Genomic DNA, 11,159 nt, shown 5'->3' with positions numbered 1-11,159 from the left:
CCTCGGCGGGCGAAGCGAAGATTTGGCATGTCCCCCGGAGGGCGAAGCGAGGACTAGGCATGTGCCGAGGGCGGGGGTGTTCTCCGCCCGGACTTAACCCGCGGAGCCGGATTCCAGGGCGGCGCGGAGCTCCCGGACCGCCGTCGAACCCCCGGCCATGAACCAGTCGAGCCCGTTGACCCGGACGACGTCGGCGGCGCCGCCGGCCGCTAGGACAATCGCCTGGCCCGGCAGCCAGTCCCACTCCGGGCAGCTGTGCTGGAACCAGCAGCCCAGCCCGCCGTCGGCCACCCGGCCGAGGTCACAGGACCCGGAGCCGAACATGCGCAGCGCGGCGGCTGAGGTCGCGGCGGCGTGCCACGGCATGGCGCACATCGGGTCGGCGAGCCAGGTGGGGTGGATGTAGGTTGCGGCACCAAGTTCGGCTAACGGGGTGTTGGAACGACCGCCCGGAACGCCGTCCGGCCCGAAGGTGGTCAGCCGTTCGCCGTTGAGCGTGGAGGGGCGCTCTGTGCCGCCGAGCCAGAGTTTGTCCTCCTCCGGCTGGTAGATCCCGCCGAGGAGCACCCCGGAAGGGTCCTTGAGCGCAATGGCGGAGCACCAGTACGTGGAGCCGTGCAGGAAGTTGTAGGTCCCGTCGACGGGGTCGATCACCCAGGTCCTGCCGCTGGTGCCCGCCACGGAGGCGCCCTCTTCGCCGAGGATGCCGTCGTCGGGCCGGCAGCGCTGGAGCTGTTCGAGCACATAGGCCTCGGCCGCGTGGTCCGCGGCCGTGACGACGTCGGAAACGGATGTCTTTTGCCGGCCTTCGAGCCCTGCCTGCCGCATAAGCAGCGCCAGGGTCCCGGCCTCGCGCACGAGGGCCTCGGCGAGCTGATAGTCGTCCAAGGCGGGGTTGAGTTCAGCGGTGCTGTGCCGGCCGAGCCGGTGCTTTCCTAGTTCGGTCACGCGCTCCAGCCTATCGGCGCCCGCCGGCAGTGAACAGGCGCCAGTCCGGCCGGCGCCCGGCCGCGCCCGCCTCCCGGTCGGCACGGGCGATAATGGTGCCATGGCCAAGACACCCGCACAGCGAATGAAGAAGCACGGCGCCAACGCCGTCGTCCCCCAGCATCATCTGCCGTCGGTGATCAACCCCAGCACCAGCCGGACCCCGCAGAAGGCCCAGAACAACAGCAACCTGATCCTGATCGCCGGTGTCGTGGTGAGCCTGTTCCTGTTCTGGTACGTCCACCTGCTCACCCTGAACCAGCTCACCCAGCTCAGCGGCGGCCTGGCCATGCCGGACTCCCTAGTCGGGGGCTTCGATCTGGGCTTTGTGGAGCAACTGCGCCTCGCGATGGATGAGGCTGCCCGGGGCCAGCTCAACTACGTGCACAAGACGGCCGGCACCCTCTTCCCGCTGATCTTCGGCTTCACCTGGCTGCTGCTCATCGGCATAAACGTGGCACGCAAGGGGCTGCGCTGGGCGCTGTGGGCCGTGCCCCTGCTGTTCGCGGCCGTCCGGCTGTGGGGCAACGCGGCCATCGACTCGATGATGTCCGCGGAAACGGTCGACGCCGGCCAGGTTGCCCTGGCCTCGGGGCTCACCGTCGCAGGCTGGGTGCTGCTGGTGCTGAGCCTGGTGGCCGGCGGCGCCGCGGTGTTCCTGGGTCGCAAGCGCGCCCCCGCCGCGGCTCCCACCGCGGGACATGCCCAGTCCTAGGCAGAGCCACTGGACGTAGTCCCGCTATGTCCATCCGCTGCGGAACCCGGAGGGCATGCCCCTCACTGGAACCAGAGGGCTCAGAGTCAGCGCGGCGAGCTCAGGCCTGGTCTGCGAGATACCCCCGGGCCTGTTCCGCGCGGTGGTGGGCGCCGGCCATCTCGAAGTGGTCGGCCGCCTTCAGAAGTTGCTCCTGAGCGGCATCATGGTCACCCGTAGCGGCCTTGGCCCTTCCGAGCAATAGGCACGCCTCGCCGAGAATTTGGGGCCCGGTATTGTCCACCTCAACGCAGATGCTTTCCAGGATCTGGATCGCTTCCTCCACGTCGCCTGCCAGAAACGTCCAGTGCCCGCGGTTGAGCCTCAGCAGCAGCAAATCGCTGACGCTTCCGCCTACCACGTCCGTGGCCAGCTCTGCGCGTTCGATACAGCGCAGGGTGTCGGCGTCTGCGACGTCCGCCGCGAGGCGCATGGCAGCGGATGCTTTGTTGAATTTTGCCCAGACGTCGAGATTCCTTGCCGGGGAAAAAGTCGCCGCCGCAAGCTCGTGATAGTCAAGACCCTCCTGCACTTTGTTGCAGAGGAATGCGACGTTTCCGATGACCCAGTAGACCTTGCCGATAACTTGGTCGTCGACTTCGGCGGCAACCACTTCCGCCAGTTCAAGACACTCAGTCCACGCCTCATCCAGCCTTCCGCTGTCTGCCAGTGCTGCGATCAGTGCTTGGCGGGCCTTGACGTGGATCTCGATGTCGTCGTGGTCCATCACTAGGAGGGACGCCGCCCGGGCAGCTTTCGCGGCTTCTTCCAGCAAGCCAGCGCCCTGCCTGGCCTTGGCCACCAGAATGTAGGTGAGCGCCTTGGCCTGCGGTTCCATGGTGGAGTGCGGGCCGCCAACGAGGTCAGAGGCGAGTGCCGCGCAGGCGTCAAATTCCTCCGCGTCCAGGAGATTCTCGGCCTGGACGAAAGTCATGTTCCACCAGGCATCCATGTCGCCTTCGCTACGGGCAATATTGGCCGCTTCGTGGGCGCTGCGGGCTGCTTGAACGAAGGCATGGTTGGTCCGGTGCTCGTATGCGCGAAATTCAGCGGCGGCGTATAACGGCGAAACGGAGTGCAATGGCATGACTCCATTATCCGTTGCCGGAGAAGTAGATCCGGCCACGCCATAAAAGCAGGAGCCGCGCAGTTTTCGCGCAGGAATCGATCAACTTCGCGCGAATAGCATGATTTTTTACGAGTTGCGAAGATTGTTGCCCTCACGGCGTGTCCAATGCCTCTATACTGAACTCGCATCACATGAGTCTCACAAGCCACTTACGTAACAGGAGTCCTTCATGAAGAAAATCCTTGCAACGCTCCTCGTCACCGGAGCCATCGCAGCCGCGGGTCTGTCCGCTGGAGCCGCAATTTCCGCAAGCGGCGACAACTCCGGTCAGGGCTCCATCTCTGCCGTGTACTGGTGGCCCAACTCCACTCCGAAGTTCTAAACGTACTATCGGAGACGGTCTGAATGGCGGGTACTGGAAGGCGACTTCCGGTACCCGCTGTTCTTGCTTAACACCCGCGAACGAAGGCCTGAAGAGGACAATGCTGGCGACTGCGCCTACTCGTTCCGCGTCCCAGGACTAATCAGCGCCTCGATCTGCGCCGCCGGCACGGCCGGCTGAAGTAGTAGCCCTGCCCGCTGGCGCAGCCCAACCGAACCAGTTCCGCGGCCTGCTCCGCCGTCTCGATGCCCTCGGCAATCGCCGTGAGCCCGCAGGCATGGATGAGATGCAGCACCGCGGCGACGAAGTTGCTCTGCTCCTCGTCCGAGCCCAGCCCGGCGATCAGGCTCTTGTCGATTTTGACCACGTTGACCGGCAGTTTCCGCAGGTAGCTGATGGATGAGTAGCCGGTGCCGAAGTCATCGATTTCGAGCTGCACCCCCAGCCGCCGCAGCCCGCTCAGGGAGTACTGGTCCACGTCCCCGCCGTTGACGGCCATTGACTCCGTGAGTTCGACAATGAGGTTGGCGGCGTCCACTCCGGTTTCCCGGAGGATGTCGCGGACGTGATCGATCAGGTCGAGGTTCTGCAGCTCGGTCGTGGAGATGTTGACACGGACATTGAAGCTGGCGTCCACGTTCAGCTCCTGCTGCCAGCGCCGCAGCTGGCGCACGGCATTCCGCAGGACCCAGTGGCCCAGGTCCACGATCATCCCCGTCTCTTCGGCCAGCGGGATAAACGAATCGGGCATCAGCAGGCCGCGCTCCGGGTGGTTCCAGCGCACCAGCGCTTCAACGCCTTCGATCCTGCCGGTCGCAAGTTCCACCACCGGCTGGTAGTGCAAGGTGAGCTGGTCCTGGCGGATCGCCTCCCGCAGTTCGGTGATCAGGACGCTCTGGAGCCTGCGGGCATAGAGCAGTGCCGGTTCGAACACCTTGATGCTGCTGTGCGGCTGGGCCTTGGCGGCGTACATCGCCGTGTCCGCCTCCATGACCAGATCGTCGACTGACTGCCCCGGCTCGGCGACCCGCAGCCCGATGCTGGTGCCACAGGTGATGCGCAGGTCCCCGATTTCCAGGCCTTCGCCGAGGGCCTTGAGGATCCTGTTGGCGACCCGGCGGGCCCTGACCAGGTTGGACTTCGGCAGCATCACGGCAAACTCGTCGCCGCCGAGGCGGGCGACCGTGTCCGTGTCGCGGACGGCCTGCTGCAGCCGCCGCGAGATCACCCGGAGCACGTCATCGCCGGCGCTGTGGCCCAAGGTGTCGTTGATGCCCTTGAAGGAGTCGAGATCGAGGACCAGCAGGGCCGGCGGCAGTTCGCCCCGGCTTGCCTCCGCAAGGGCGTGGCTCAGCACAGAGTTGAGAGCCGTCCGGTTGGCAAGCTGGGTCAGCGGGTCGGTCAGCGCCATCCGTTCGAGCTCGACCTGGGCCTCGCGCAGCATCGCGGTCCGGCTTTCGACGCGTTCCTCGAGTTCCTGGTAAATGGTCTGCAGGTCATCTGCCATCAGGTTGATCCCGGCGATGACCGCGGCGACGTCGTCCCGGGCACCGGAGTGCGGAATCCGGGTGGTCAGGTCACCGCCTGCGATTCGGACGATGCCTTCGACGAGGGCGTGAAGCCTGGGGTCCGGCGGATCAGTGTTCACTCGTGTACTGCCCTAACCAGTCGATGGCCTCAGCCTCGGAGAGAAAGAACTGCGCCGGGATGGTCTCGGTCTTCGACCGCAGCAGGTAGTGCGCGATCACGCGGTCGACGGGGCTTTCCCCCACGAGGGCAAAGGCGGACGCCGCGATCGAGCTGCTGTAGACGTGCCGCGCCTCGACACTGACACCCACCACGCCCGTGATGACCAGCAGCACGGGCACACGCCGGCCGTTGGCCAGGGCCCGGACCGCTGACCCGGCCACGCGGGCCTCGGGACCCTCGATTTCCTCGTTGGCGGGAAGCGCGACTTCGATGATGCCGCCCTCGCGCAGGCGGACGCCGATCGGGACAGGCCCGGGGGTCGTCACTCCGGCGCCGTGCGCGACGTCGGGCTCTGCAGTGATGAGTTCGCCGGGTCCGGCGGTGGCCTCGATTGTCATCGGAACTCAGCCCAGCGGCAGACCGGCACAACCAGTTCGACGGCGCGGCAGGCGCCGTCGTGACGGGCATCGACGTCGCCCAGGCCCGCGAAGGCTGTCGCGGCATTAGAACGCCGCAAGACTCGCTGATCAGACATTCGTCCCCATTTGGACTCCACAATCGGCCATTCGCCATGCGCTGGAGTTCCGACGCGCATGCTGCACCGGAATGTTCCGGCGAATGCCCTCATGATAATCGAAGGTGCCCCTCCCGTGAGACATGAGACACCCCCGGACCGCTGTGCCCGTCAGATCAGGACCCCGGCGTCAGGCGGCGCCCGGCTCGCCCGGCCCCGCCGGCTTCCCCGTTCTCCCCGGCCCCGCCCGCCTGCCCGGCTCCCCCGGCTTGCGCGGCCCGTGCGGCCTTCCGCACGCGGCGTTCGCTCCCCACCCGCTGGGCAACCACCAGCCCGACGGCGGCCGTGCCGATCGTGATGGGGTAGCCCATCAGCCGCTCCAGGGCGCCGGGCTCCGGCACGTCCATCCCGGTCACGCCGCCGGCGATCAGGGCCCCGAGGGACACCACGCCGCAGGCCAGGATGAGCCAGCTCAGCGGTGTCTGCCGGAGCCAGAGCCAGGCCAGCAGCACCAGCGCCAGGCCGCCGGCGGCGAAGTACAGGATGGCTCCCACCGCGTGCCACACGGAGCCGGCGTCCTCCGGGACCAGCCCCACCAGGACGGTCCCGGCCCCGGCGGCGGCGGTGAGGGCGCGCGCGGCGATGGCCGCGGCCCACGTAACCCGGCTGGCCGGTGCCAGCGCGAACCGGGCGCCGGGCCGCGCCGCCGTGCACAGCAGCGCCGTCCCGAGCAGCAGCGCGCCGACCATCATGCCGATGCCCTGGACCACAAACGAGGCGTTCATCAGCACGTGCGCCGGCGAGCAGACGTCCCGGCCGTCGAAAACGCCGCAGCCCACCGCGCCCAGGTCGCTGATGTACCCGGTCCGCCGGCTGTACGGCTGCTGCCCCGCCCACGCCCCGATCACGGCGGCCTCGGCCACGAAATACTGCAGCACGCTGAGCAGCGCCAGCGCCCCGGCGTAGAACCGCGTGGACGGCAGGGCAGGGATGTAGATGATGTCCTTGGACGGCGAGTCGGCTGCGGCGGTCATGCCAAGAGCGTAGTACGGCCCCTCACCTTGTATGCTTATATCCGTGTCCGAACGGGCCGGCCCGCGGCCGTCCAGCACGGACGCCCGCCCTCGTAGCTCAGTGGATAGAGCACGGCTCTCCTAAAGCCGGTGTCGTTGGTTCGATTCCAATCGAGGGCACTTGAATCCCCAGTCCCCGGACGCCGCTCCGGACTTCGACCTCCGCGCCTACCTGCTGGGCACCTGGGCCGTGGAGCGAACCCTGCTGGACCGTGCCACCGGCACCCGGGGGACCTTCACCGGCGTCGTCCGCTTTACCGCAACGGACGACGACGGCGGCCTCCGCTTCCGCGAAGAGGGCACCGTTTCCTGGGCCTCCGTCCCCGGCGGACCGGCCGGCACACCGTTCAGCGGGCCGGCGAGCCGGGAGTACCTGCTCCGGCCCACGGGCGCACCCGACACAATGGACATGTTCTTCCCCGACGGCCGGCCGTTCCACCGCATGGGCTTCGGTCCGCGGAGCAGCCAGGACCAGCACTGGTGCGACCCGGACACTTACCGCGTGCGCTACACCAGAACGGGTCCGGACGAATTCCGCTACGAGTGGGATGTCACCGGCCCCGCCAAGGACCAGCTGCTCATCTCGGTCCTGCGCCGCACCGCGGACGCCGCGGCATGAACCCGCTCATTGTGGTCTCCGCGGTCTGTGTCTTCGACGAGGCCGGACGCCTGCTCACCGTGCGCAAACGCGGCACGGACAAGTTCATGCACCCCGGCGGCAAGCCCGAGACGGGCGAGACGGCGGCGCAAACGGCCGCGCGGGAGCTGGCGGAAGAAGTCGGGATCGTGGTCGCGGCCGACGAGCTCGTGCTTCTGGGGATCTGGTTCGCGGACGCCGCCAACGAGGCCTCGACGCGGATCCAGGCCACGGTCTTCACGGCCCCGGGGGTCTGGGACGCCCGTCCCTCCGCGGAGATCGCCGAGATCCGCTGGCTGGACCTGGCCGCGGAGCTGCCGGACGACCTCGCCCCGCTGCTCACCGACCACGTCCTGCCCGCCCTCTGGGGCCAGCCGGGCTAGTGCCCGGGCACGGCCTCTTCCGCCACGGCGCTGGCCTCGGCGAACTGGGTCCGGTAGAGCTCCGCGTAGCGGCCCTCGGCGGCCAGCAGCTCGGTGTGCGTTCCGCGCTCTACAATCCGGCCGTCCTCCACCACCAGGATGGCGTCGGCGGCCCGGATGGTCGAGAGCCGGTGGGCGATCACGACGGCGGTGCGCCCCTCGAGCGCGGCGCCGAGGGCCTCTTGGACGGCGGCTTCATTGGTCGAGTCCAGGGCCGCGGTGGCCTCGTCCAGGATCACGACGCGCGGCTGGGCAATGAGCAGGCGGGCGATGGTGAGGCGCTGGCGTTCGCCGCCGGAGAGGCGGTAGCCGCGCTCCCCCACAACCGTGTCCAGCCCGTCCGGGAGCGACCGGATCATGTCTTCCAGCCGGGCCTGCCGCAGGACGTCCCACATGAGCTCGTCGCTGGCGTCCGGGCGGGCCAGGCGCAGGTTGGAGGCGATGCTCTCGTGGAACAGGTGCCCGTCCTGGGTCACCATGCCGAGGGTGTGCCGCATGGAATCGAAGGTCAGGTCGCGGACATCCACCCCGGTCCCGGGCACGGTTCCGCCGAAGCGGACCGCGCCGGAATCGACGTCGTACAGGCGTGAGAGCAGCTGCGCGATCGTGGACTTGCCGGCGCCCGAGGAGCCCACGAGCGCGACGGTCTGGCCGGGTTCGACCCGGAAGCTGATGCCGTGCAGCACCTCTTCGCCGCCGCGGGTGTCGAGGGTGGACACGTCCTCGAGCGAGGCGAGCGAGACCTTGTCCGCCGAGGGGTAGGAGAAGCGGACGTCGTCGAACTCCACGGACAACGGCCCGGCCGGGGATGACACCGCCTCGGGCTTCTGCTGGATGAGCGGCTTGAGGTCCAGGATCTCAAAGACCCGCTCGAAGCTGACCAGGGCGCTCATGATCTCGACCCGGGCGTTGGAGAGCGCGGTGAGCGGCGCATAAAGGCGGGTCAGCAGCAGAGCGAGTACGACGACGTCGCCCGCGGCCAGCTGCCCCTGCAGCGCGAGGAAGCCGCCGAGCCCGTAGACCAGGGCCAGGGCCAGCGCCGAGACGAGCGTCAGGGCGGTCACGAAGGTGAACTGCAGCATGGCGGTGCGGATGCCGATGTCCCGCACGCGTCCGGCGCGGACGGCGAATTCCCGGGATTCCTCATCGGGGCGGCCGAAGAGCTTCACCAGGGTGGCGCCGGGTGCGGAGAACCGCTCGGTCATCTGGGTGCCCATGGAGGCGTTGTGCTCGGCGGCCTCGCGGCGCAGATCGGCCAGCTTGGAGCCCATCCGGCGGGCCGGGATCAGGAAGATCGGCAGCAGGATCATGGCGAGCACGGTGATCAGCCAGGACTTCCCCAGCATCACCACGAGGGTCAGGGCGAGGGCCACGACGTTGCTGACAACCCCGGACAGGGTCCCGGCGAAGGCCGACTGGGCGCCGATCACGTCGTTGTTCAGCCGGCTCACCAGCGCCCCGGTGCGGGTGCGGGTGAAGAACGCGATCGGCATTTTCTGCACGTGGTCGAAGACCTTGGTGCGCAGGTCCACGATCACGCCCTCGCCGATGGTGGAGGACAGCCAGCGCGTGAGAAGTCCCAGGCCGGCTTCGGCGACCGCCACAATGGCGATCAGCACGGCCAGCCAGACCACGACGTCGGTGGCCGCACCGGCGATGATCGCGTCCACGACCTGGCCGGCGAGCACGGGGGTGGCGACGGCCAGCACGGCCATCACGATCGAGAGCAGCACAAAGGCGATCAGCTTGCCCTTGTGCGGGCGGGCGAAGCTGAACACCCGCTTGAGCGTCTCCTTGGAGAACGGTTTCGAGCCGCTCGAGGCGCGCGTGATGTTGTAAAGGGAGCTCCAGGCCACCCGGTCCATGCTCATGTGTTGTTGCCTTTCGGGGCGGTGTGGCCCAGAAGCTCGGTGACGACGCCGCTGTCCACGTTCCAGCGCGCGTCAAGGCGCACGTTTTCCAGCAGCCGGCGGTCGTGGGTGACCAGCAGCAGGGCGCCGTCATAGCCTTCGAGGGCTTCCTCGAGCTGTTCGATCGCCGGGAGATCCAGGTGGTTGGTGGGCTCGTCGAGCACCAGCAGGTTCACGCCGCGGGCCTGCAGCAGCGCCAGCGCGGCCCGGGTCCGCTCCCCCGGCGACAGGGAGTCCACCGGCCGGGAGGTGTGGTCTGCCTTGAGGCCGAATTTGGCCAGCAGGGTGCGGACCTCGGCCGGGGTCTGGTCCGTGAGCACGGCTTCGACGGCGTCGGCCAGTTTGAGCGGCCCGGCCAGCAGCCCGCGGGCCTGGTCGATCTCGCCCACAGCCACGGAGGCGCCCATGGAGGCGTCGCCGGAATCGGGGCGCTGGAGGCCCAGCAGCAGGCGGAGCAGGGTGGACTTGCCGGCGCCGTTGGGGCCGGTGATGCCGATCCGTTCGCCGGCGTTGAGCTGCAGGTTCACCGGGCCTAGGGTGAAGTCCCCCTGGCGGACGACGGCGTCGCGGAGCGTCGCCACGACGGCGCTCGAACGCGGTGCCTGGCCGATGCTGAACTGCAGCTGCCATTCCTTGCGGGGTTCGTCGACCTCGTCCAGCCGGGCGATGCGCGATTCCATCTGGCGGACCTTCTGGCCCTGCTTCTCGGAGGACTCGGTGCTGGCCGCGCGCCGGATCTTGTCGTTGTCCGGGTTCTTCTTCATGGCGTTGCGGACACCCTGGGAGCTCCACTCGCGCTGGGTGCGGGCACGGGAGACCAGATCGGCCTTGGTGTTGGCGAATTCCTCGTACCGTTCCCGGGCATGCCGGCGCGCCACGGCCCGCTCCTCGAGGTAGGCCTCGTAGCCGCCGTCGTAGACCGCCACGGAGTTCTGCGCGAGGTCCAGTTCCACGATGGTGGTCACGCAGCGGGCGAGGAACTCGCGGTCGTGGGAAACCAGCACCACGCCGCCGCGGAGCCCCTGCACGAAGGCCTCGAGTTTGGCCAGTCCGTTGAGGTCCAGGTCGTTCGTGGGTTCGTCCAGGAGCACGATGTCGAAGCGGCTGAGCAGCAGCGCTGCGAGCGCCACGCGGGCAGCCTGCCCGCCGGAGAGTCCGGTCATTTCGGCGTCCTGGCCCACCTCCAGGCCGAGGTCTGCCAGGACGGCCGGGATGCGGTCGTCCAGGTCCGCGGCGCCGGAGGCCATCCAGCGGTCAAACGCGAGGGAGTAGTCGTCGTCGGAGCCGGGGGCGCCGCTGCCAAGGGCATCCGCCGCGGACTCCATGTCCAGGGTGGCCTGCGCGCAGCCGGTGCGCCGCGCAATGTAGCCGGCCACCGTCTCGCCGGCGATCCGTTCGTGTTCCTGGGGCAGCCAGCCGACGAAGGCGTCGGCCGGGGCCAGGCTGATGGAGCCTTCCTGCGGCTGGTCCACGCCGGCCAGGAGCCGGAGCAGGGTGGATTTGCCCGCTCCGTTGGCACCCACGACGCCGACGACGTCGCCGGGCGCGACGGTGAGGGAGAGTTTGGAGAAGAGTGTGCGGTGGTCGTGACCACCGGAGAGGTCCTTGGCAACAAGGGTTGCAGTCATTGGTCCATTCTCTCACCGCGGCCCACAGGAGACCGCCACAGGGCGTTCAGGGCGCCCGCCGGCCGCCGGGCATAAGAGAACCCGCCGGTCCGGA

The 11,159-nt window shown here is 68.5% G+C and carries 12 protein-coding genes and 1 tRNA gene; 5 read left to right on the top strand and 8 right to left on the bottom strand.

Going from position 1 to position 11,159, the window contains the following annotated elements:
- Window positions 1-93: 93 nt before the first annotated feature.
- A complete protein-coding gene (locus tag AC06G6_RS03695; RefSeq protein ID WP_479826466.1) occupies window positions 94-948 on the bottom strand; it encodes an inositol monophosphatase family protein in 855 nt (284 codons plus the stop codon).
- Window positions 949-1,048: 100 nt separating this feature from the next.
- On the opposite strand from AC06G6_RS03695, the gene AC06G6_RS03690 reads away from it, so the two are divergent.
- On the top strand, window positions 1,049-1,702 hold the full coding sequence (locus tag AC06G6_RS03690; RefSeq protein ID WP_479826464.1) for a hypothetical protein: 654 nt from the start codon (window positions 1,049-1,051) through the stop codon (window positions 1,700-1,702).
- Between the two features lie 100 nt (window positions 1,703-1,802).
- On the opposite strand, the gene AC06G6_RS03685 is transcribed toward AC06G6_RS03690, so the two are convergent.
- Window positions 1,803-2,828 (bottom strand): hypothetical protein, encoded by a 1,026-nt coding sequence (locus tag AC06G6_RS03685; protein ID WP_479826462.1) that lies wholly within the window; start codon window positions 2,826-2,828, stop codon window positions 1,803-1,805.
- A gap of 211 nt (window positions 2,829-3,039) precedes the next feature.
- Here AC06G6_RS03685 and AC06G6_RS03680 point away from each other — a divergent pair, with 211 nt between their 5' ends.
- Window positions 3,040-3,192: a hypothetical protein gene (locus AC06G6_RS03680; protein ID WP_479826458.1), complete on the top strand. Its 153-nt coding sequence runs from the start codon at window positions 3,040-3,042 to the stop codon at window positions 3,190-3,192.
- Window positions 3,193-3,334: 142 nt separating this feature from the next.
- On the opposite strand, the gene AC06G6_RS03675 is transcribed toward AC06G6_RS03680, so the two are convergent.
- The 4 genes from AC06G6_RS03675 to AC06G6_RS03660 all read right to left on the bottom strand — a co-directional run bounded on the left by AC06G6_RS03675 (window position 3,335) and on the right by AC06G6_RS03660 (window position 6,429).
- Window positions 3,335-4,840: a putative bifunctional diguanylate cyclase/phosphodiesterase gene (locus AC06G6_RS03675; protein ID WP_479826456.1), complete on the bottom strand. Its 1,506-nt coding sequence runs from the start codon at window positions 4,838-4,840 to the stop codon at window positions 3,335-3,337.
- The gene (locus AC06G6_RS03670; RefSeq protein ID WP_479826454.1) at window positions 4,830-5,279 is read right to left on the bottom strand and encodes a DUF7793 family protein; all 450 of its coding nucleotides are present in this window, start codon (window positions 5,277-5,279) and stop codon (window positions 4,830-4,832) included. The genes AC06G6_RS03675 and AC06G6_RS03670 overlap by 11 nt, the downstream gene beginning before the upstream one ends.
- Window positions 5,276-5,416, bottom strand: coding sequence for a hypothetical protein (locus tag AC06G6_RS03665; protein ID WP_479826450.1), 141 nt, complete (start codon window positions 5,414-5,416; stop codon window positions 5,276-5,278). Before AC06G6_RS03665 ends, AC06G6_RS03670 begins: the two co-directional genes overlap by 4 nt.
- 155 nt (window positions 5,417-5,571) lie before the next feature.
- On the bottom strand, window positions 5,572-6,429 hold the full coding sequence (locus tag AC06G6_RS03660; RefSeq protein WP_479826448.1) for a DUF998 domain-containing protein: 858 nt from the start codon (window positions 6,427-6,429) through the stop codon (window positions 5,572-5,574).
- An 86-nt stretch (window positions 6,430-6,515) separates the two neighbouring features.
- Between AC06G6_RS03660 and AC06G6_RS03655 the strand changes: the two genes are divergently transcribed.
- The 3 genes from AC06G6_RS03655 to AC06G6_RS03645 all read left to right on the top strand — a co-directional run bounded on the left by AC06G6_RS03655 (window position 6,516) and on the right by AC06G6_RS03645 (window position 7,488).
- Window positions 6,516-6,588 (top strand) — tRNA-Arg (locus AC06G6_RS03655).
- Window position 6,589: 1 nt separating this feature from the next.
- The gene (locus tag AC06G6_RS03650; RefSeq protein WP_479826446.1) at window positions 6,590-7,087 is read left to right on the top strand and encodes a DUF6314 family protein; all 498 of its coding nucleotides are present in this window, start codon (window positions 6,590-6,592) and stop codon (window positions 7,085-7,087) included.
- Window positions 7,084-7,488 (top strand): NUDIX hydrolase, encoded by a 405-nt coding sequence (locus AC06G6_RS03645; protein WP_479826443.1) that lies wholly within the window; start codon window positions 7,084-7,086, stop codon window positions 7,486-7,488. The genes AC06G6_RS03650 and AC06G6_RS03645 overlap by 4 nt, the downstream gene beginning before the upstream one ends.
- Here AC06G6_RS03645 and AC06G6_RS03640 read toward each other — a convergent pair.
- Together AC06G6_RS03640 and AC06G6_RS03635 are read right to left on the bottom strand one after the other, a co-directional pair.
- Window positions 7,485-9,398 carry an ABC transporter ATP-binding protein gene (locus AC06G6_RS03640; RefSeq protein WP_479826441.1) on the bottom strand — a complete coding sequence of 638 codons (1,914 nt, stop codon included), beginning with the start codon at window positions 9,396-9,398 and terminating at the stop codon, window positions 7,485-7,487. The genes AC06G6_RS03645 and AC06G6_RS03640 overlap by 4 nt on opposite strands.
- On the bottom strand, window positions 9,395-11,065 hold the full coding sequence (locus AC06G6_RS03635; RefSeq protein ID WP_479826439.1) for an ABC-F family ATP-binding cassette domain-containing protein: 1,671 nt from the start codon (window positions 11,063-11,065) through the stop codon (window positions 9,395-9,397). The genes AC06G6_RS03640 and AC06G6_RS03635 overlap by 4 nt, the downstream gene beginning before the upstream one ends.
- Between the last annotated feature and the right edge of the window lie 94 nt (window positions 11,066-11,159).

It is taken from the genome of Arthrobacter sp. CJL-S3, assembly GCF_056711635.1.
The sequence above is the reverse complement of the archived record's forward strand: the minus strand, read 5'-3'. Positions and strand labels throughout refer to the sequence as shown.